The 19,825-nt window shown below is 42.3% G+C and carries 20 protein-coding genes and 1 pseudogene; 13 read left to right on the top strand and 8 right to left on the bottom strand.

What is annotated here, in order from left to right; all coding sequences use genetic code 11:
* The first annotated feature begins 279 nt into the window (after positions 1 to 279).
* From BV375_RS12475 to BV375_RS12460, 4 genes are all read left to right on the top strand, one after another.
* The gene (locus tag BV375_RS12475) at positions 280 to 996 is read left to right on the top strand and encodes a Crp/Fnr family transcriptional regulator (protein ID WP_086760865.1); all 717 of its coding nucleotides are present in this window, start codon (positions 280 to 282) and stop codon (positions 994 to 996) included.
* A gap of 248 nt (positions 997 to 1,244) precedes the next feature.
* The gene (galK, locus tag BV375_RS12470; protein ID WP_086760863.1) at positions 1,245 to 2,318 is read left to right on the top strand and encodes a galactokinase; all 1,074 of its coding nucleotides are present in this window, start codon (positions 1,245 to 1,247) and stop codon (positions 2,316 to 2,318) included.
* The gene (locus BV375_RS12465; RefSeq protein WP_086760861.1) at positions 2,315 to 2,695 is read left to right on the top strand and encodes a signal peptidase I; all 381 of its coding nucleotides are present in this window, start codon (positions 2,315 to 2,317) and stop codon (positions 2,693 to 2,695) included. The genes galK and BV375_RS12465 overlap by 4 nt, the downstream gene beginning before the upstream one ends.
* Positions 2,696 to 2,880: 185 nt before the next feature.
* On the top strand, positions 2,881 to 3,549 hold the full coding sequence (locus BV375_RS12460) for a hypothetical protein (protein ID WP_143842069.1): 669 nt from the start codon (positions 2,881 to 2,883) through the stop codon (positions 3,547 to 3,549).
* 246 nt (positions 3,550 to 3,795) lie between these two features.
* On the opposite strand, the gene BV375_RS12455 is transcribed toward BV375_RS12460, so the two are convergent.
* The 3 genes from BV375_RS12455 to xseA are packed head-to-tail and all read right to left on the bottom strand — an operon-like array spanning position 3,796 to position 5,670.
* Positions 3,796 to 4,125: a hypothetical protein gene (locus BV375_RS12455; RefSeq protein ID WP_086760857.1), complete on the bottom strand. Its 330-nt coding sequence runs from the start codon at positions 4,123 to 4,125 to the stop codon at positions 3,796 to 3,798.
* 60 nt (positions 4,126 to 4,185) lie between these two features.
* Positions 4,186 to 4,419 (bottom strand): exodeoxyribonuclease VII small subunit, encoded by a 234-nt coding sequence (gene xseB, locus BV375_RS12450; RefSeq protein ID WP_086760855.1) that lies wholly within the window; start codon positions 4,417 to 4,419, stop codon positions 4,186 to 4,188.
* Positions 4,420 to 4,437: 18 nt separating this feature from the next.
* Positions 4,438 to 5,670 carry an exodeoxyribonuclease VII large subunit gene (gene xseA / locus BV375_RS12445; RefSeq protein ID WP_086760853.1) on the bottom strand — a complete coding sequence of 411 codons (1,233 nt, stop codon included), beginning with the start codon at positions 5,668 to 5,670 and terminating at the stop codon, positions 4,438 to 4,440.
* A gap of 5 nt (positions 5,671 to 5,675) precedes the next feature.
* On the opposite strand from xseA, the gene BV375_RS38125 reads away from it, so the two are divergent.
* The 3 genes from BV375_RS38125 to murF all read left to right on the top strand — a co-directional run bounded on the left by BV375_RS38125 (position 5,676) and on the right by murF (position 7,898).
* Positions 5,676 to 6,047, top strand: coding sequence for a hypothetical protein (locus tag BV375_RS38125; RefSeq protein ID WP_243713926.1), 372 nt, complete (start codon positions 5,676 to 5,678; stop codon positions 6,045 to 6,047).
* On the top strand, positions 6,044 to 6,472 hold the full coding sequence (locus tag BV375_RS12435) for a hypothetical protein (RefSeq protein ID WP_086760851.1): 429 nt from the start codon (positions 6,044 to 6,046) through the stop codon (positions 6,470 to 6,472). Before BV375_RS38125 ends, BV375_RS12435 begins: the two co-directional genes overlap by 4 nt.
* A 70-nt stretch (positions 6,473 to 6,542) precedes the next feature.
* Complete coding sequence (gene murF / locus BV375_RS12430) at positions 6,543 to 7,898, top strand: UDP-N-acetylmuramoyl-tripeptide--D-alanyl-D-alanine ligase (RefSeq protein WP_086760849.1); 1,356 nt, start codon at positions 6,543 to 6,545, stop codon at positions 7,896 to 7,898.
* Between the two features lie 446 nt (positions 7,899 to 8,344).
* On the opposite strand, the gene BV375_RS12425 is transcribed toward murF, so the two are convergent.
* Complete coding sequence (locus tag BV375_RS12425; RefSeq protein WP_086760847.1) at positions 8,345 to 8,719, bottom strand: hypothetical protein; 375 nt, start codon at positions 8,717 to 8,719, stop codon at positions 8,345 to 8,347.
* A 488-nt stretch (positions 8,720 to 9,207) separates the two neighbouring features.
* Between BV375_RS12425 and BV375_RS12415 the strand changes: the two genes are divergently transcribed.
* Positions 9,208 to 11,112: a chloride channel protein gene (locus tag BV375_RS12415; RefSeq protein WP_086760843.1), complete on the top strand. Its 1,905-nt coding sequence runs from the start codon at positions 9,208 to 9,210 to the stop codon at positions 11,110 to 11,112.
* Between the two features lie 11 nt (positions 11,113 to 11,123).
* Positions 11,124 to 11,522 carry a hypothetical protein gene (locus BV375_RS35950; RefSeq protein WP_143842067.1) on the top strand — a complete coding sequence of 133 codons (399 nt, stop codon included), beginning with the start codon at positions 11,124 to 11,126 and terminating at the stop codon, positions 11,520 to 11,522.
* A gap of 89 nt (positions 11,523 to 11,611) precedes the next feature.
* On the opposite strand, the gene BV375_RS12410 is transcribed toward BV375_RS35950, so the two are convergent.
* Positions 11,612 to 12,025, bottom strand: a complete 414-nt coding sequence (locus BV375_RS12410) for an AbrB family transcriptional regulator (RefSeq protein WP_086760840.1) — start codon at positions 12,023 to 12,025, stop codon at positions 11,612 to 11,614.
* 393 nt (positions 12,026 to 12,418) lie between these two features.
* Between BV375_RS12410 and BV375_RS12405 the strand changes: the two genes are divergently transcribed.
* From BV375_RS12405 to BV375_RS12390, 4 genes are all read left to right on the top strand, one after another.
* A complete protein-coding gene (locus BV375_RS12405; RefSeq protein ID WP_086760837.1) occupies positions 12,419 to 12,862 on the top strand; it encodes an Rrf2 family transcriptional regulator in 444 nt (147 codons plus the stop codon).
* Between the two features lie 46 nt (positions 12,863 to 12,908).
* Positions 12,909 to 13,877: an adenosylcobinamide-phosphate synthase CbiB gene (gene cbiB / locus BV375_RS12400; RefSeq protein WP_086760835.1), complete on the top strand. Its 969-nt coding sequence runs from the start codon at positions 12,909 to 12,911 to the stop codon at positions 13,875 to 13,877.
* 134 nt (positions 13,878 to 14,011) lie between these two features.
* Positions 14,012 to 14,554, top strand: a complete 543-nt coding sequence (gene pyrR / locus BV375_RS12395; RefSeq protein ID WP_179197989.1) for a bifunctional pyr operon transcriptional regulator/uracil phosphoribosyltransferase PyrR — start codon at positions 14,012 to 14,014, stop codon at positions 14,552 to 14,554.
* A gap of 113 nt (positions 14,555 to 14,667) precedes the next feature.
* Entirely contained in the window at positions 14,668 to 17,361 is a 2,694-nt protein-coding gene (locus BV375_RS12390; RefSeq protein ID WP_243713925.1) for a tetratricopeptide repeat protein, read from the top strand.
* Here the strand turns inward: BV375_RS12390 and BV375_RS12385 are convergent.
* The 3 genes and pseudogenes from BV375_RS12385 to BV375_RS12375 form a co-directional block, all read right to left on the bottom strand.
* Positions 17,347 to 17,718, bottom strand: coding sequence for a hypothetical protein (locus BV375_RS12385; RefSeq protein WP_086684465.1), 372 nt, complete (start codon positions 17,716 to 17,718; stop codon positions 17,347 to 17,349). The genes BV375_RS12390 and BV375_RS12385 overlap by 15 nt on opposite strands.
* Positions 17,719 to 17,848: 130 nt before the next feature.
* Positions 17,849 to 19,000: a glycosyltransferase family 4 protein gene (locus tag BV375_RS12380; protein ID WP_086760867.1), complete on the bottom strand. Its 1,152-nt coding sequence runs from the start codon at positions 18,998 to 19,000 to the stop codon at positions 17,849 to 17,851.
* Positions 18,993 to 19,527 (bottom strand): annotated as a pseudogene (locus BV375_RS12375) (GDP-mannose 4,6-dehydratase); the annotation flags it as partial. The pseudogene BV375_RS12375 and the gene BV375_RS12380, both read right to left, overlap by 8 nt.
* Positions 19,528 to 19,825: the final 298 nt, after the last annotated feature.

The following is a 19,825-nucleotide window of genomic DNA, read 5'->3' as shown; positions in this document are numbered from 1 at the left end:
TAAGAAAAAAAAAGTAATAAACAAAAAGCGGGGGGGGGGGGCCGCCCCCCCCCCGCCGCCCCGCCGTCATTTGTTAGAGACAAAAAAAAATATCTGTTAACTGACAATAAATGCAAAAATAATTATTAATAATATTGGTGTGGTGGGACAAAATCACGCCGTATTATTTGGCATTTATTTAAAATAAGCGATCGCTTCTCGCCTGGTAAACCTGGTAATAAGGGCATCATATCTTATGGAAGTTTCTTGAATAGCCATAACTACAGTCAGGTGAATTTTATGTTAGTTAACAAAACTCCTACTATCATGAGAGAAAATCGACTACTTGCGGCTCTTCCTGCCTATGAATATGAGCGTCTTGTCCCTCATTTAAAGTTCGTTGCGCTTTCGTCAGGAGAGTTTCTTTATGAGCCGGAAGAACCAATAACACAAATTTATTTCCCTAATAATTCAGTAGTTTCTGTAATTATCACTACAGAAAATGGGTCTACGGTAGAAGTTGGTTTGGTGGGTAATGAAGGCATGGTAGGTATTCCTGTAATTTTGGGAGGTAATACAACGACTACAAGCGGTATTGTAAAAATTCCAGGCAGTGCTATGCAGATGAATGCAGATATAGTGAAAATTGAGTTTGAGCGGGGTGGACTTCTTCAAAAGCTACTGCTACGCTACGTACAAGCTCTGCACGCTCAAGTGTCACAAGCGGCTGTATGTAATCGTCTGCATACACTGGAAGCACGGCTCGCCCGTTGGCTACTAACAGTTTCTGATCGTATACAATCAGACGAGTTGCCCCTGACTCAGGAATATATTTCTCATATGCTGGGTGTCCGTCGCTCTGGGGTAACGGTAGCTGCTGGCACTCTCAGCGAGCAGGGAATCATCAGCTATCATCGCGGTCACATTACCATCCTCAATAGAGAAGGTTTAGAAGCAACATCCTGTGAGTGTTATCGGATCATCAAATATGAATTGGCTCGATTGCTTGGCAATTAGCCACCATGCAATGCTTAATTAAGCTTTTGCAATTTTTATGGGCAAAATCGCTCAAGGAATTTAAATTTGCAATTTAGGCATACATAGCAGTCCCATTTGATTTGCAAACTTACTCATGAGATAGAGAATAGGAAAGAAGAGAGATAGAGCTATAGGACATTTTTCAAGAATCAAAATTTATCTATTTTCAGAATTCCACCTATCGATAGAGGTTTAATCTTTGCTGATTTTGCTATCACAAAACAATTATGAACTTCCAAAAAATATTTGATAAACCACCCGAAATTGAAGCCAGCGCGCCTGGAAGGGTAAACCTATTAGGCGAACATACAGATTACAATGATGGCTTCGTTCTGCCAACGGCTATTCCGCAAAAAACAACGGTACAGTTAGGTTTTAGTACCGATGGAGAACATCACTTTTACTCAGAAAATTTAGATGAGCAAGTTAGCGTTTTAGACATCAATCATACACCATCTGGATTTGCCAGTTATATTTTTGGTTGTATTCATGTTTTACAACAAAAAGCATATACAATCCCATCACTGAATGTGTATGTTAAATCGTCAGTGCCAATGGGTTCAGGTTTGTCTAGTAGCGCGGCTTTAGAAGTTAGTACTCTGAGAGCAGTACGCCAACTTCTGAACCTCCCGATTAATGATGTAGAAATTGCCCAATTGGCACAGCAAGCGGAAATTCATTACGCTGGTGTGCAATGCGGCATCATGGATCAGATGGCTTCAAGCTTGGCTGATACTGAGCATATCCTGTTTTTAGATACGCGTACTCTAGAACGGCGGGTACTACCTTTGCCCAGTAGAGCGGAAATTTTAGTAATCGATAGTGGTGTGCCTCGCACTCTAGCAAGTAGTGGATATAACCAAAGGCGAGCAGAGTGTGAAGAGGCGGCGCGATCGCTTGGAGTAAAGGCGCTACGAGATATTACTGATGCTAGTAATGTAAAAGAGTTACCCGAACCCTTACGTCGTCGTGCTCGTCATGTAGTTACAGAAAATAACCGTGTCTTAGAGGTTTTGCAGGGTGTATCATCTGAGCGTTTTGGCGAGTTGATGAACGCATCTCACGCTAGCTTGCGGGATGATTACGAAGTTTCTGTTCCAGCACTGGACACATTAGTAGAGATTTTGCAGAAAACACCAGGGGTTTTTGGTGCCAGGCTCACGGGTGCTGGTTTTGGGGGTGCTTGCGTAGCCTTAGTTGCAGCAGGCGCAGCCGGAGCGATCGCAAATCACACCCTACAAGCGTACAATCAAGCAGGTTACACCGGACAAATTTTGGTTCCGGAGACTGGCAACCAATGACCAACGACAAAGTTATTTTCGGAAACGCCGAACAAGAGGGTGCTAATCGCTGGGGATGGTTTTTGGGACACTTTATCACCCCTATTGAAGATCCGCGTTCTACAGAAGCAATAGAAGTTAAATGGGGTGTTCACAAAGCTGGAGATAGTAGAACTCAGTGGGCAGTCAATAACCAAGCTGCGACTGTTTCTATTCTCATTAACGGACAATTTCGCTTGCAATTTCAAGATAGAGAGATTTTATTATCGCATCCAGGCGATTATGTTCTCTGGTGTGCAGGTGTGCTGCATACCTGGGTAGCTGAATCTGATTCCACTATTTTAACTATTAGATGGCCTTCAAAGCCGGGTGATAGCGTCGGGATTTCAACTAAATAACAGATAGAAGGGTTATTTCTTCTAATATAATCGCCTCCTCTAGATCCCCGACTTCTTAAAGAAGTCGGGGATTTGGAAGTTTGGCTTTATAAATAAGTGATAAGTTAGTCTAAATTAAGTGTTTTTCTTGTATTAAACTTAACTCATATTTTTAGGCAAGATTTTAAACTCCCCACTAAATATTAATGATGAATCATCAAACCTGGAAGCTTCACTGGGCTAAGAAATGTGCATTTGCCATTAGCCTCACATCCCTGACTACTTTATTAGCGATTGGCTCATCGACTGCGGACTTCCCTAAAAATGCAGTTGTTGAGGCACAGACAAAACAACTGAGTCCCACTCGCATTACATCTGAGGAAATTAGTCAAGTTAAGCAAGCACTACCACGACAAAACATACTTTTTAAACACGCGTTCCGCGTTAATTTACCAGATTTTGGTTCCTGTATATTTGTGCCAGTTCAAGAATTCCTTAAGGGTTCCAGAAAAGCCAAACTTTCTTTATATTTGGTGAAGAATAAGCGGGTAGCCTATACCTTCCCCCAATCTCAAAATCTGCAAGCTTGGAACTTTTTAGGACTGAAAGCTGTATCTTTTATAGAACTTGATTTTGATGGGCCTGATGAGGATGGTATTCTGTTGATTGGTAACTACATGACCAGCAATTTCTCTCCATATCGGAGTTATCCCTCAAAAACACCCCCACCTTTCCCAGTCACAATACTTTACCATCGAGAAAAAAATGGATTTAAAGTTGATGAGAATATTAGTAAAAAATTGACAGAGCGTAAAGTCAAGACGATTACCGAGGCTGAAAATATTCTCAGAAAAGATTTCGGTTTTTTACCCTAAACTTCAGAATAAAGTTTTCTTTAGGAAAAAAATAGGGTTTCATCTCATGTCTGGCTGATGACTTATAAAACGTCATTGCAAGTGCAACGAAGTGAAGAAATCATAAAATCTCTACAATTAATACCCTTCAGTAACGCTTTCAGCGAACTCTTTGCTTGCAATGACTATTTATCCGAACATAATATTATAAACTTGATAAATTAAAATATCTATATCTATTATTATTGAGTTTTCTTTTTTGCCTCATTAATAAATTTCAGGATTAAAACGTGGATAGTGCAAACTTAACCACTCGCTCCATTGTATTTGTGCATCTATCAACTCATGAGATAAATAACCCGTTTTTATGTAGACAGTAAGCACTTCCTTTTCCATATTGTATTTATAGGGTATAATGCAGAGTCGACGCTTTACTCTTTGAATCTCGAGGTTTCTCTTATTTTCATCAGTTAGTCCATGTATCCTAACTATTTCACCGTCGATAAAAAAGCTAACCTTCTTAACAACTTCAGCAGGTATTGGCAAACTGATAATTGCTACTTCTACGGCTTTATGAAAGCTTAAATTATTTAACATTGAGAATATATACTGACTATATTTATATTATTCCCAGAGCGCTGGGATAATAGTGCATTTTTAATCATCGCTCAAGGTTTCAATTAACAAATCTACCTGTTGCTGTCGCTGCTGCAAAAAATTTTCGCATTGACGCAAGTATTCCACAGCAGTTGTAAATTGGTTAAATACCTGTTCTAATTCCAACTCGCCTGTTTCAATACTAGTGATAATTTTTTCGATTTCAGCAACCTTAGCCTCATAGTTCCAAGCTGCTACTGCATCCGAATTAGACGCGCTATTACGTTTAATCATTAAACTCTCTACGGTTTGTTAATCTTTGACTTCCTTAACTTTCACTTTAACTTCTCCCTGCCCCAACTGAATCAATAACTCATCTCCTACAGCTAACTCTGCAACAGAGCGAGCGATCGCACCATTTTCTTGTCTAACTACAGCATAACCACGCTGCAACACTGCTTTCGGGTCAAGAGTGACCAACTTTTGGTGTAACATTTCTAAATGTTGGCTAGCTTGCTGCGATCGCCGCTTTGTTGCTTGCAGCAATTGCTGACGTTTCCAAGTTAGCCTTTGCACTTCTTGTTGCACTTGCCGATCTAAGCGTAGATGCCGCAATCGGTTTTGCAAAGCTTGCAGTTGCTTTTCGGCATTTCTTCTAACTTCATATACTGCGTCATATAAAGCATCTACTCGTTGCTGATGTTGCGTATATAAATCTGCTAGCGCTGGTACAACCATCTCTGCCGCAGCAGTAGGCGTATGCACACATGCATCTGCCACTAAATCTGCTAAAGATTCATCTCTTTGATGACCAATACCAGTAATCACAGGTATAGAACAATTAGCGAGCGATCGCACAACTCGTTCATCATTAAAGCAAGCTAATTCCTCAACTGCGCCGCCTCCCCGTGATAAAATTATCACCTCGGCGCGACCATCCCGTTCTACTCGCTCAATTGCTTTAACTATCGATTCCGGTGCTTGCTCACCCTGTACTGTCGCGGGAGAAAATAAAACCTGTAACCCTGGATACCGTTGTTTGAGGGTTCTTTGGATATCACCCCAAGCCGCAGCAGTTGGGGAAGTGATTACAGCGATCGTTTGGGGGTGAGAAGGAAGCGATCGCTTTCTTTCGGGATCGAATAATCCCTCAGACAAAAAGCGGTTTTTTAACTGTTGATAGCGCAACGCCTGCAAACCAACACCAGCAGGTAAAGCTTGCCAAACAGATAGCTGATATTCTCCCCTTTGCGGATAAACTCTCAGACTACCCAAGATAATTAACTGCTCCCCAGGAATAGGTAACTGCGCTAGTTTTGTCAGTTGGCTATTCCACGCCACACACTTAATTCCGGCTGTACCATCGGGATCTTGCAACGTGAAAAATAAGCCACTCCGATGGTGATTAGCGCTGGAAACTTCTCCAGTCACCCAAACTTGTCGCAGTTGATCATCTTGTTCCAACAGCAAGCGGATGTAGTCAGTTAACCCAGTAACCGAAAGCGCAGTATCGGGAATTAAAGAATTGGCAAAATCGTAAGCCATCAAAGATGCAGCAAAAAACCTATTCAAATCCTAGCAAATCCAGGCATTTGCCAGAGTTACATTGCGTTATCAGTTATGGAAGTGTTGCATGGAACGTCTCTACAGGGTTACGTGGTACTAGGATCGAGTTAAACTGTTTTAACTGGTTGGAGCATCCAAAAATGGTTTCAGCAGAACTACTTAGCACGCTGCAAAAACTCAATCGAGCAGACAAACTCTACATTGTGCAGGTTTTAGTTTCAAAATTAACCCAGCAAGAGGCTGAACTGATTAAACCTGAACAATCTTATCCTGTTTGGTCTCCCTATGATGCTTTTGAAGCTGCAAACAAACACAATGCTAGAAGTTTTGCAAGCGACCAAAACTCAAAATCATGACTAGCGGTGAGCAATTTCTTTTTGTCAATGCTGAAGCAACATTAGGGGAAGCTGGCTTTCGCCCGTATATACCTATCGCACTCGTAAATCAACAATGTTCTGCGACAGCATCCGCATTGCTAGATACAGGAGCAACAGTTAATGTCTTACCTTACCAATTAGGTATTGATCTGGGATACATTTGGGAGCGTCAAACAGTAACTTTGAATTTGACGGGAAACTTTGCTCAGTATGATGCTCGAGTTGTAGTAATTCAAGCAACGATTAGTCAGTTTGAGCCTGTACAACTTGTATTTACTTGGACTAAGGCTGTGCAAGTTCCTCTAATTTTGGGGCAAGTTAATTTTTTTATGGAGTTTGATGTTTGTTTTTATCGCTCACAGCTATATTTTGTCGTGAGTCCTAAGAATAAGCCATCGGAATAATAAAGATTTAAATTTTATGCTTTTGCCACTAGAATTTCAATAATTTATTCTTGGGAACAATTCCACTCTTATGCCTTGTTCTGCCACCTTAAATCAACTGGTTGAAATTCTTTTAGCCCAGCCTGTCAATTTATCAGTAGCCGCTTTAGCACAACTAGGTAGCGGTATCCAAACAGACACTCGTATCATCAAGCCAGGTGAAGTGTTTGTGGCTTTGCGAGGTGAAAATTTTGATGGACATGAGTTTGTAGCAACAGCGATCGCTAAAGGTGCTTTAGCTGCAATAGTTGATTTTGACTACGAAAATCCTGATTTTCCGGTATTACAAGTCAAAAATACCCTAGAAGCCTATCAGAAAATTGCCCGTTGGTGGCGCGATCGCTTTGATATTCCAGTAATTGGGGTAACTGGTTCTGTGGGTAAAACTACAACTAAGGAAATAATTGCCGCAGTTTTGGCAACTCATGGGCGAGTTCACAAAACCTATGGCAATTACAATAACGAAATTGGCGTACCGAAAACCCTCCTAGAACTCAGTCCAGAACATGATTACGCTGTGATTGAAATGGCAATGCGAGGTAAGGGACAAATTGCCGAACTTACGCACATCGCTAATCCAACAATCGGAGTAATTACCAATGTCGGGACGGCACATATTGAGTTACTCGGTTCCGAAACCGCGATCGCTCAAGCAAAATGTGAGTTATTAGCCGAAATGCCGAAGGATAAAGTGGCAATTCTCAACTATGATAATCCTTTGTTAATTTCCACAGCGGCTCAAGTTTGGCAAGGGCAAACGATTACTTACGGCTTGTCTGGCGGCGATATCGTAGGGCAGCTAATTGATAATGAAAAGATGACAGTGGCGGGAATCCAGCTACCTTTACCCCTACCTGGCCGTCACAATGCCACAAATTTCTTGGCAGCTTTGGCAGTAGCTAAGGTAGTAGGAATTGATTGGACATCTTTGCAAGCGGGTGTAAATGTTGATATGCCCATAGGGCGATCGCAGCGCTTTGCTTTGCCTAATGATGTAGTCATCTTAGATGAGACTTACAATGCCGCACCGGAAGCTATGTTAGCCGCTTTGCAGTTATTGGCAGACACACCAGGAAAACGCAAGATTGCAGTCTTAGGTGCGATGAAAGAATTGGGAGAGCGATCGCCACAGTTGCACCAACGAGTCGGGGAAACGGTGCAAAAATTGAAATTAGACGGGTTGTTAGTCTTGGTAGATGGACAAGATGCCGAAGCGATCGCCAAAAGTGCTGAAGGTATTCCATCTGAGTGCTTTGCTACCCATGCAGAATTAGTAGCGAGATTAAAGACATTTGTCCAAGAAGGCGATCGTTTATTGTTCAAAGCTGCTCATTCTGTAGGACTAGATCGAGTTGTCAACCAGTTGCGTGCGGAATTTGCTAGCTGAAATTGGTAGTAATCCAAATAATGGGTAATAGATAATGAATAATCGCTAATGGCTAAAGGTGCAATTAGTCATTAGCTTTTTACTGCCCAAAGCGTGTCTGCATCATAATCTCTAGGATTATTTGAACTTTTTGACATTAAAATATATTCGTGTAAATTATAAATTAGTCTAACAATTCTATTTTAGCGCTGGGACTTACAATATGTATAATAGAGAACACAAGTGCTAAGATTTATATCCCACACTATGAATTTAAAAGAATCTGTCAGTTGCGTAAGTACTGTATTCTTTTTTCGCCCTCATCTGTCTCATCCCTTGCTTCAGTTTTTTGACAAAATTAAACCGTATACTTCCGAATGAAGATAGTATACGGTGTGATTAATATTATACTTAATTAAATACTAAACAAGAGTACTTAATAATATAAAATGATACAGTAAATACACTTACTGATTTTTTATATCTATTTCTGTTTGAGGACTTAACTGCTGTTCGCGGCTTGTATTTTGCTGGGTCAGTGCAATCATAGTCAACATCATCACACTTCCTACAGCCAGAGCTACCACAGGACGCTTAAGAAAGACAAAATCTCGTATAATCCTAGCTAAAGGGCTGCTTTGACGACGTAGTGCCGAAGAGACCATCATCTGTTTAAGAGTAAATGGATCGCGGACGTAATGACCGCTTTGACAAACTACAAGTCTTTCTTGGCAATACGGACAACTAAACAAGCCAATGCACGTCTTTAGTGGTTTTGGCGTAGCATTTTTTTGGCAAATTGGGCAAGTAACATAATGATTATCAAAGGTGTGTATATTCATCTACCTTATCCGCCTAGTCCCTTGACTCACTCTATAAACAATGGCTATAGTAAATTCCCGCTCAACACTTAATAGACTCACCTGTGTGGTCTAGCATCAGTTTTTAATTACACATACAGTCTTCTTCGTAATCAGGTTAGTTCAATGACCGCAACACGAGTATAGCTAGATTTAGCGCAGAATGACTCCTCATTGCTGTTGCCCTTTGGTGCTAACCACCAAGTCTACCTACATATACTGTATTGCCTCTACAGTCTTGGAGTTCATACTGACTTGCACTTTACCACTGCTTGTTGACCACTAACTATAATAATTCTCTCCCATTTAACCATTCTCCCCAGGAAAATTTTGCACAGTGGAATTTTTTTTAACTAAAACTTTGTAAATTTTGCCAATCAAGCATACTTGTCTGGTTGCTAAATAATGGCTCACAATGAGAAGTAACAGATAAAAATTTAAATTTTTTCTTACATTTACCTCGCCTCTCAATGACTCTCTTGCCTCCCACGGAACTGAGGAAGCTGACGCAACCACCTGCTTTTCCTTCTCTTTCCACTCGTTTAGCCCGCTTAATTAACCGTTTTCAACCATCCTTAGAAACCGTTGTGCTGCTTTTAGCTATATTAATTGGCGGCGGTACGGGTATGGGTGTCGTTACCTTTCATTATTTGATCCAGCTGATTCACAACCTAATGCTGGAAGATTTGATGGGCATTATTGGTGTCTGGGGTGCGTGGACTTTAGCCTGCGTTCCCACTTTTGGTGGCTTAATTGTCGGATTGATGCGCTGGCGTACGCAAGACTTTGGCCCTGGACTTTCATCTCTAATTGCTGCTTCTCAAGGAAAAGAAATTAAGCAACCACTACGCCCCGTGACCAAGATGATAGCAGCATCAGTTTCTTTGGGAAGTGGTGCTTCTTTGGGACCAGAAGGGCCCAGTGTAGAAATTGGTGCTAATTTTGGTATGTTATTGTCTTTGGTGTTGCAAGTATCTCAAGAGCAACAGCGTTTGCTTTTGGGTGCTGGAGCAGCGGCGGGATTAGCAGCAGGCTTTAATGCTCCCATTGCTGGAGTGTTTTTTGCTCTAGAGGTAGTGATGGGAGCTACTTCTTTTGCTACCTCTGCCGTCAGTGTGGTGCTGTTAGCAGCAGTGGTAGCAGCGTTAATTGCACAAATTGGTTTGGGAGCACAACCTGCTTTTGCTTTACCTGTTTATCATGTCCGCAGCCCTTTGGAATTACCAATTTATTTGGGGTTGGGCTTGGGAGCAAGTTTAGTTTCTCTAGCTTATAAAGAATCGATTCGGTTAGCTAAAGCCTGCTTTGCTGGACAGGTGCCAATTTTTGCATTTTTGGGAAGAATTCCTAGACACATCCATCCAATTATTGGCGGTGTCATAGTTGGTGCAGTAGCTTTGTATTACCCGCAAATCTTGGGCATTGGTTATGGCACTGTACAAGCAATGCTTCAAGATGTGGAATTTTCTCTACCCTTACTAGTTGTACTGCTGATAGCGAAACTGCTGATGACAGCAATTAGCACTGGTAGTGGTTTCGTAGGCGGTTTGTTTGCACCAGCGATGTTTTTGGGTGCTTCTTTTGGCTCAGCTTACGCGAAAATTGTGGCTTTAATTGCTCCAGCAATTGGCGCACAGATGGCTGCTCCCCCAGCTTATGCAATGGTAGGAATGGCAGCAGTTTTGGCTGCTAGTGTCAGAGCACCATTAACTGCAATCTTAATGCTGTTTGAATTAACCCGTGACTACCGCATCGTTTTACCTTTAATGGCGGCGGTGGGTTTGAGTGTCTGGTTGATAGAGCGAATCAAGCCAAATTTTAACTCCAATTCTAATCTTCAACAGATTGGGCTTTCGGAGTTGAAAGACGAGAAGACAGAGATGTTGCAGGAAATTTTAGTAGAAGATGCAATGCTTATTTGTCCGAAGAAATTGCCGACAACGCTTGGAGTATTAGAAGCAGCTAAGGAAATGCTCCGCGATCGCTGCCATAGTGCTTTAGTAATTAATGAAGCCGAGAAATTAGTAGGGATTATTTCTTTAGATGATATTAACCGCAAACTTCGCATTGGGCAAAATTATCAGAATTTGCCAACCGAAATCCAGAGTAATTTATCCAGTCAAACTCTCCTAGATATCTGTACTACTGAAATTCTTTATGCTTGGAGAGATGAACCTTTATCTGAAGCATTAGACCGCATGGCGCTCCGGGGTTTGCATCAGTTACCAGTAGTAGCAAGAGACAACCATGAGCACATTTTAGGTCTACTCGAAAAGGAGCAAATTGCATTAACGTGCAGTTTAGCAGTAACACATCAAGCAATTCACCAATATTTATCAGCGCCACCCATAACAGATGTGGTCACTAATCATTAATCAATAGTCAATTGTCAATAGCCATTATTTGGACTGTTGACTTTGGACTGTTGAACGCCAGTCGCACACCACTTGCTACCCTGAGGGAAGTCACCCTCCGGGTGTCTACAAGCCGGGAAACCAGTCCAACGCAGTGGCTACTCAAGTCGGGAAACCCTTTCGGCAGTTCCTTCTGGGGGAAACCACGCCAGTTCCTACAACGGGGGAAACCCCCCTACCCTTTGGGAACGCTTTTAGCGAACGGGTTCGCAGTTGCTTCAAGTAGGCAAAGCCGCCCAACACACTGCTCACCGCAACGGACTGGCTCCCCAAGGCTGGACTGCCGACGCTCGTACCTCGCTACCCTACGGGTTCGCCAGTTCCTTTATGCCGGGAAACCCGTCCATCGGACTGGCTCACCGCTACGCTAACGCCAGTTCCTTTATCCCGGGAAACCCGTCCATCGGACTGGCTCACCGCTACGCTAACACCGCGGTGCTGGCTTTTCTTAACTATATTATTAAGCAGTGGCTTCTATAGCTTCAGCATCTTCTCTATCTTCTGGATCTACCTGTCTGAGACGAATGTGCTTTTTACCTAAAGTGATGAGAAACTCATCTCCTGGTTTGAGATTCATCTGTTTTGTATAAGCCGAACCTATTAGCAAGTTGCCATTCGATTGCACACTAATTCTATAGCTTGCACTTCGTCCACCACGCCCATTGGCACTAGGTGTGCTATCCAATTGAATGCCTTCAGCATCAATCAGAGCGTTTAAGAACTTCATCATATTGACGCGCTCTATACCATTTTTGGTAACGGTATAGTAACCGCACTTCTTGGCTTTGTCTTCTTTGCTCTCGTTCTCTAGCTCTTTGACTTTTTTGAGCAGATCTTCACCGACTAGGGGTTCAATTTTTTTCTGTTTAGGCATCAACTTAGGTTGAAAACGAATGTTTGAAGTGTTTGAATCGATTTTATTTTAGCTGACATTGAGCTAGTAGGAACAGAATCCTTTAGTTTTTATTTCAGCCTTGCCAAGTATATTACATTCATCAGCAGAATTGTTACTTGATTTCTAATATTGTCAAGAGAATCTATTTTGTAGAATGCTGGCAATAGTGATAACTATATATAGGTTGTGAATTACTGCTAGACTATACTTGTTTAAGTTTTCTAAAGTAGCGCTAAAAAGGTTGTCTACCTACTGATGAGGATAATTGGGGTAAAGAATGATAAGCAAAACTGATCCTTAGTCAAGCTCCAATATCCAAAATTCTTTGACCATTGACCATTAAATATAGACTCAACAACAAAGCTGCTGAGAATGAAACTAACAACGAGAGGACACTACAGTGTGAAGGCTTTGCTTGATTTAAGCTTACAGCCAGAGTATGGTCCTGTATCTGTAAGAGCAATTGCCAATCGCCAAGATATCCCTGCTCCTTACCTAGAAAAATTATTAATAGAAATGCGTCGTGCTGGGTTAGTGAAATCAATTCGTGGCAGCGTTGGTGGATATCAATTGGCACGAGAACCTGTAAAAATCTCTATAGGACAAATTTTAGAGTCAGTAGGTGAAACGATTACTTATTTGCCCCACCATACCCCAACATCAGCACAAGCTGAAGATTGGGTAACATTTACACTTTGGCAGAGACTTAACCAAAAGTTGAAAGAAGCTATATATAGTATTACGCTGGCCGACCTCTATTACGATGCTCGTAGTTGGCAGGCTTCACTAGGAGAAGAAGCTAATTTTGTTGTCTAGCCATTGGTTATTAGTCATTAGTCAATGGTAATCATACAAAGGACAAATGACATCAGCTGTTGTTTTAATCATTGCTGCACTTTTAGATTACTTAATTGGCGATCCCTGGGGTTGGCCTCATCCAGTACAAATTATGGGATGGGGAATTTCTCACTTAACCAAACTGTCTTTAAAATACTGTCATAATTCTCTAACCCAAAGAATAGCTGGAATTGTACTAGGCATCATCTTAGTAATTGCTAGCGGACTTGTTGGCTGGTTAATAATTGAAATTGCTAGATGGATGCATCCGCTATTTGCAATTGTCCTAGAAAGCATTCTCTTAGCTAGTTGTTTTGCTGGTAGAAGTTTGAGAACAGCAGCGGTTACTGTGTTAAAACCTTTAACAGCAGGAAACTTAACAAAAGCTCGCGATACTTTAAGCGATTACGTTGGTCGAGATACCAAAAACCTTTCCGAATCAGAAATTTTGCGGGCCATTTTAGAAACAGTAACGGAGAATGCCACCGATGGAGTAATGGCTCCACTGTTTTATGCAATTGTGGGAGGAATTATTCCATTTGTAGGAGTTGTGCCACTAGCTTTAGCATATAAAGCCAGTAGTACTCTAGATTCAATGGTGGGCTATCGGGAAGCACCCTATACTTATTTGGGGTGGTTTAGTGCCAGGTTAGAAGATTACCTTACATGGCTGCCTTGTCGGTTAACAGTAGTGACGCTGGCATTGTTATCAGGTAAACCCCTTTATGTTTGGCGTATTTGTTGCCGAGATGCTGTTGCTGATCCAAGTCCTAATTCTGGCTGGAGTGAGTGCGCTTATGCTGCGATCTTGGGTGTACAGATGGGTGGTACAAATTGGTATCGCGGCATAGCCAAGCAAAAACCGCTGCTAGGAGATGACATTTATCCCATCACCCCTGTGAGCATTCAGTCTGCTTTGCAATTAACTAGATATTGTTTTTTACTTTGGCTAGGAGTAGCGATCGCTATATTCTTAATACTCCTAAACAGGTAATGATGAATATAGGGCATTGGGGTATTAGTCAAGGGTCAAGAATTCTCCTTGCGCGTCTGTGCGTCTCTTTGTCTCTCTCATCTCCCCGTCGCCTCTAATGTCTGGTATCATGCATTACTCAGGGGTATCGGTCTATGACTATGTCTGTCAAAGTGGTTGAAATTCTCTCATCGGAAGAACTCCGTCGTACTGTAACTCGTCTTGCTTCTCAGATTGTGGAGAGGACACGTGATTTATCTCAACTAGTTTTACTAGGTATTTATACTAGAGGTGCGTTGTTAGCCGAATTATTGGCACGTCAGATTGAGACATTGGAAGGTGTACCTGTAGCGGTGGGTGCATTGGATATTACATTTTATCGGGATGATCTAGATCAAATTGGGTTGCGGACTCCAGCTAAAACTGATATCCCTTTTGACCTTACAGGGAAAACAGTTGTCCTCGTGGATGATGTCATTTTTAAAGGCAGGACTATTCGTGCTGCTTTGAATGCAGTTAACGAGTACGGTAGACCAGAGGTTATCCGTTTAGCTGTTTTGGTAGACAGAGGTCATCGTGAGTTGCCAATTCATCCTGATTTTATTGGTAAGCAGCTGCCCACCGCCAAAGAGGAGATTGTCAGAGTTTACTTACAAGATTGGGATGGAAAAGATGCAGTGGAGTTGATTGCAAATTAACCAATAGTCATTTGTCATTGGTCATTTGTCATAGGTCATTTTTGATTCTCTTTGTCCTCAGTCCCTAATAGACTACCCAGAACGAAGTGGAGGGATTCGACATTCTGGAGCCAATGCTCAACTTTTATGCAGACAACAAGGAATTTATTGACAACCTGCTCTCAGGCGGGTTGCCTACTATTTTACCTGCTGTTGTCAGTTTCTTCTGGTGGCTAATGTGGCGACAACGCCAACGACGCATTCCCCCAGAAACTTTTGCTTTTGAGGCGATCAAGCCTCAAAGTTCAGATTTGATGCAGCGCATTCTAGGTGGAGATGACAAAGATCCCTTGGCAGACCGCAATATATGCTATCAAAGGCGGGTAGGGAATCGTAGCATCCGCCAAGAATTACAGCAGCTGCTAGAAGAACACCGTTGGGTGTTAATTGTCGGACGTAATGGACTTGGGAAAACACGGGAAGCCGCTGAAGTAGCTAAGCATCTTAACCAAACAGGCTGGACGGTGCTTTATCTCAAGCCGAATGAATGGCTGGATGTACCAGCACGTTTGCCAAGTTTAATTGGTGGCGATCGCAAGTTACTGTTTTTCTTAGATGACCTGAATCAGAAAATGCACCGCAGCCACGAGGAAATCTCTCCGGAGGCGGAAAAAAGTTTAGCAGAAAGATTTACAGTTCCTTTACAACAAAGACTTTTAGATACATTGATTAGATACGAGTCATTCTGCGGTAAAGCAGAAATCCGCGTCATTGCTACAGCACGAAATGAAAAGCAACCGGACTTTCCCGGAGAAGCCAACGCCTGGGAAAAACTGCAATGGGAAAAATATCCCAAGCTGTGGCAGCAATTTCAAATTTATGAATTGCCAGAACCAGAGGATCAGGCAATTGTTGAGGTGTTTGAAGCAATGGTCCCTAAAATCAAAATTCGCACTCAGCCAGAACAGTATTCTGAACTTGCAAGGCGCAATGACGCCACCTTTAGAAATGTGGTGGAAAATCTCCAACGTCTTCGCCATGATGGTTTACCTTTAAACTCCAACACTTACCGGGAGAGTTTGGGGAAAACTTGGGAAAATCGCTACCAAGATTCAGTGAAGCGCCACTCTGGTGCTCAGTATATTTACGATGCAGTGGATTTGCTGCGGCAATTCGATATTCCACTGGAAGTTTTTATTGTAGAAGCGACAGCACAAATGTTGGCAGGTGGGAATTGTTGGCAACAGCTATGTTATCGTTGCCAAATTAACGCTGCGCTTAACTTTCTCATTCATGCTGAACGTATTCTGACACCAAGGGATGGCCAAATAGAGGCTAGAGGTAAACACGTAGAAGCTAAAGAATATCTTTTGCCTTTTACCAAATTGATCTTAAAACTGGCAAAGCGACACCCCAAGCAAATGCAGCGCCTACTGCTAAATTTTGGTGTAGAGATGGCGCTAGCCAATTATTACCAGGAAGCTATTGCTTGCTGGGATAAAACAATAGAAATTCAACCCAATTATTATCCAGCTTGGGGCAATCGGGGTATTGTACTGAGTAAATTAGCACGTTTTGCAGAGGCGATCGCATCCTATGACAAAGTTCTAGAAATTAAACCAGATGACTACTTAGCTTGGTATTACCGAGGTAATGTCCTAGATGAAGATGGGCAACACGAACAAGCGATCGCATCTTACGACAAAGCAGTGGCTTTAAAACCAGACTTACATCAAGCTTGGAATAACCGAGGAATTGCGCTGCGAAATTTAGGAAGACATGAAGAAGCATTGTCATCTTATAATCAAGCGCTGGCAATTATCCCCAACTTACACCAGAGTTTAGTTAACCGAGGCAACGCCTTGCGGAACTTGGGGCAATTTGCAGAGGCGGTGGATTCTTACAATCAAGCACTCGCTATTCAACCTCAAGACAATTACAGCTGGTACAGCCGCGGTAATTGCCTCAAGAACTTAGGTAAATTAGAAGCTGCGATCGCATCTTATGACAAAGCACTCGCTATTCAACCCGATGATGAAGCTTGGTATAACCGAGGACATGCCCTCGGTGATTTAGGAAGGTATGAGGATGCGGTAAAATCCTACGAACAGGCACTTACAATCAAACCTGATAAACACGAAGCTTGGTACAATTGCGGCAATGCACTGTTGCATTTAGAAAGGTATGAGGATGCGGTAAAATCCTATGACCAAGCACTGACAATCAAATCCAATAAAGATGAAGCTTGGAATAACCGAGGTAATGCCCTATTTAATTTAGGAAAATATGAAGACGCGATCGCATCCTACGACCAAGCTTTATTAATTCAACCTGACAAACATAAAGCTTGGAAAAATCGGGGCAATGCTCTGTTTAATTTAGGAAAATATGAAGACGCGATCAAATCCTATGACCAAGCTTTATTAATTCAACCCGACAAACACGAAGCTTGGTACAACCGGGGTAATGCTTTACGTAACTTAGGAAATTATAAAGATGCGATCGCATCCTACGACCAAGCCTTAGCAATTAAACCAGACAAACACGAAGCCTGGAATAACCGAGGATTAGCACTGACATGCTTACACCGATACCATGATGCGATCGCATCCTACGACCAAGCTTTAGCAATTAAACCAGACAAACATGAGGCCTGGTACAACAAGGCTTGCTGTTATGGTTTACTAGGAAATGCGGATTTAGCAATTGAGAACTTGCAACAAGTTATCAAACTTCATCCTGATGAATGTCGCCAGATGGCAAAAACTGACGCTGATTTCGACAAGATTAGAGACGACCAACGCTTTGTGACTCTAATCTTCCAATGATTTTGTGGGAACTTCAACAGCTGTGACATCAATTGTGCCAGCTGGAGTAAAGCGGCGAAAATGGCGATTTTGAACTAACAACTGCTCCCCACAGTTAGGACATTGCAACTGGCTGTTATTTAAACCCGTAAATTCATATCGACATACAGGACACTGATCGACAACCAAGTTACGTTGCAACCACCAGCGGAACCCAAAGAACGCAACCACGGGTGCCAATAGCAACAATCCAAAAATAATCAGCAATGAATTAACTAACCAGCCCAAGCCTAAAGATGCCAGCAACCAAAAAACTGCTAACAACGTGAGCCAAGGGCGAAAATTTTCAAGATGCGATGGAAAAGATTTAAGGCTCATTTTTTAAATGTTGTGTTGCTCTCTTTCTAGGATAGCGAGTTTAGGGAAGAGTCAATAAGGGGGATGAGGGAGACAAAAAGACGCGGGGACACGAAGAAAAAATAAATGGCAAGCCCCTGCCTCGTAGTCTTTAAAGTAACTCTTGCAGCCGTTTTTGAAAGGCATCCATGCCAAAAAGTGCGATCGCTTGCGATCTCAGCCAATGTCCATCACAACGTTGGTCAACTCCTGTGAGAATTTCTATACACGCTGTCGCTACAGCATTAGCATCGCGGTGGGGAACTCGCCAGCCTAGGTTGCCATCTTGCAAAGGGTCAGCTGAACCATCATCGTCACCAGATAGCACTGGTATCCCACAAGCCATCGCTTCTAAATAGACAATGCCAAAGCCTTCTTGGGAAGGCATAATGTAGGCATCTGCAAGGCGGTAGTGGGCCATTAATTGTTCTGTGGCAATGAAACCAGCAAAAATCACGCGATCGCTCACACCTAAATCTTTTGCTAGTTGAGCTAATCGTGGTTGATCGTCGCCGCGGCCAATGACTAAGTATTTTACTTCTGGGAAAACCTCGAGAATTTGCGGTAATGCCCGAATTGTGACATCCACACCTTTGTAAATATCCCCTGACCATAGCCGCGCTACAGTCATCAAAACTTTAACATTAGTTAGGCCGTACCGCGCAATCAGTTCTGGCTGCTTGGTTCCAGGTGTAAATTCATTACCATCAATAGCACAAGGCAGTATTTGTACTTGCTGAGGTTTGATAAAATTAGCCGCACAGGCGCGATCGCGACTGTAACGGCTAATCGTCCAAATCCCTGATGCCGATGTGAGTGCGTGACGTTCTCTAGCGTTAAGCGGTTCCCAAACTTCTTTACCGTAAGTTAGGACAGTATAAGGAATCCCCAATGGCTGGCAAAGAGTTTGTATAAGTCTTGCTAACTTGATGTGACCACAAAAAACATGTTGGGGACGTTGTAGCAGCAAACACTTCAGCAGCGCCAACGTCATTTTCAATCGACCAATCTGGGGGGATTGAGTTTTAAAACCATAAAATTTTAAATTTTCCGATTCCCAGGGATTTGAAGAGTTGGGACTATCTCGCAGTACAAATACTTCTGCTTTATAGTCTGTACTCAATTTTTGATAGGCGCGAAAAATATCTTTAACATAGGACTGTATACCACCTTCGTGCACAAAAATTTCTAAGAACACGAATACATGGTTAGTTTTTTGATTAGATTTAGTATTTAGACTGAGATTTTCGCCCACTTTACTGATTAGCGTTGTTGTGTTGGATAGATACGGGCTGAGAGTTTGTGGCTGGAACGATCGCACCGCTTTGCAACCGTTGCCATTTTGTCTAAAATTTCCTCTAAGCTGACTTGAGTTTCCCAGCCAAGATTGGTTTTGGCTTTGCTGGGGTTGGCAATCAGGTGAAAATGTTCATCTAGTCGGAGCAAATTGGTATTGCTCGCTACATGATGCTGCCAATCTAGCCCCACACACTCAAAGGCTGTGGATACCAAATCACCAAAACTGTCCAGTTTACCCGTGCCAATTACGTATTCTTTCGGCTCATCTATTTGTAACATAAGCCACATAGCTTCGACATAATCTCTAGCAAAACCCCAATCGCGTTTAGCATCTAAGTTACCCATTTCTAGAGTGTCGGCTAAACCCAATTTAATTGAGGCGGCTGCTAAAGAAACTTTGCGTGTGACAAACTGAGGCGATCACAAAAGAAATTCATAGTTATATAAAATTCCACTACAGGCAAACAGACCATAGCGTTGTCGATGATGCACTTGCTAAGCTGTTACGCATTTAAGTTGCGTAGTTACTCATGAGGGTTGTCCAGAGTCAAGAGTCAAAAGTCCAAGAAGAGCCTTGACTCTGGAACGCCAGTCGCTTCAAGTCGGGAAACCCGCCCACAGCGCTGGCTCCTCTTGACCCTTGACGACCTAAACAACCAAATATGCAATTTAGACGCGCATTAGTTTAGAGATCCAAAATGCGAAAATTTTTGCAATATAAATTAAGTAATTCTTCTTAGAGGGTGACAAGGCAACTCTAAGCTATGCAGGACAAAAATTTGAGAAGATA

It is taken from the genome of Nostoc sp. 106C (genome assembly GCF_002154725.1).
GTDB lineage: Bacteria > Cyanobacteriota > Cyanobacteriia > Cyanobacteriales > Nostocaceae > Aulosira.
Note: the sequence above shows the minus strand (reverse complement) of the source record. Positions and strands in the feature narration are given on the sequence as shown.

Bases quoted from the DNA above. Each gene is read 5' to 3' on its own strand.
- BV375_RS12465 (WP_086760861.1), top strand. From the start codon at position 2,315: ATGACCAACGACAAAGTTATTTTCGGAAACGCCGAACAAGAGGGTGCT.
- BV375_RS12425 (WP_086760847.1), bottom strand. From the start codon at position 8,719: ATGAATATACACACCTTTGATAATCATTATGTTACTTGCCCAATTTGC.
- BV375_RS12475 (WP_086760865.1), top strand. From the start codon at position 280: ATGTTAGTTAACAAAACTCCTACTATCATGAGAGAAAATCGACTACTT.
- xseB (WP_086760855.1), bottom strand. From the start codon at position 4,419: ATGATTAAACGTAATAGCGCGTCTAATTCGGATGCAGTAGCAGCTTGG.
- BV375_RS12405 (WP_086760837.1), top strand. From the start codon at position 12,419: ATGAAACTAACAACGAGAGGACACTACAGTGTGAAGGCTTTGCTTGAT.
- pyrR (WP_179197989.1), top strand. From the start codon at position 14,012: ATGACTATGTCTGTCAAAGTGGTTGAAATTCTCTCATCGGAAGAACTC.
- BV375_RS12410 (WP_086760840.1), bottom strand. From the start codon at position 12,025: ATGCCTAAACAGAAAAAAATTGAACCCCTAGTCGGTGAAGATCTGCTC.
- murF (WP_086760849.1), top strand. From the start codon at position 6,543: ATGCCTTGTTCTGCCACCTTAAATCAACTGGTTGAAATTCTTTTAGCC.
- xseA (WP_086760853.1), bottom strand. From the start codon at position 5,670: ATGGCTTACGATTTTGCCAATTCTTTAATTCCCGATACTGCGCTTTCG.
- BV375_RS38125 (WP_243713926.1), top strand. From the start codon at position 5,676: ATGCAGCAAAAAACCTATTCAAATCCTAGCAAATCCAGGCATTTGCCA.
- galK (WP_086760863.1), top strand. From the start codon at position 1,245: ATGAACTTCCAAAAAATATTTGATAAACCACCCGAAATTGAAGCCAGC.
- BV375_RS12390 (WP_243713925.1), top strand. From the start codon at position 14,668: ATGCTCAACTTTTATGCAGACAACAAGGAATTTATTGACAACCTGCTC.
- BV375_RS12435 (WP_086760851.1), top strand. From the start codon at position 6,044: ATGACTAGCGGTGAGCAATTTCTTTTTGTCAATGCTGAAGCAACATTA.
- BV375_RS12460 (WP_143842069.1), top strand. From the start codon at position 2,881: ATGATGAATCATCAAACCTGGAAGCTTCACTGGGCTAAGAAATGTGCA.
- cbiB (WP_086760835.1), top strand. From the start codon at position 12,909: ATGACATCAGCTGTTGTTTTAATCATTGCTGCACTTTTAGATTACTTA.
- BV375_RS12385 (WP_086684465.1), bottom strand. From the start codon at position 17,718: ATGAGCCTTAAATCTTTTCCATCGCATCTTGAAAATTTTCGCCCTTGG.
- BV375_RS12415 (WP_086760843.1), top strand. From the start codon at position 9,208: ATGACTCTCTTGCCTCCCACGGAACTGAGGAAGCTGACGCAACCACCT.
- BV375_RS12455 (WP_086760857.1), bottom strand. From the start codon at position 4,125: ATGTTAAATAATTTAAGCTTTCATAAAGCCGTAGAAGTAGCAATTATC.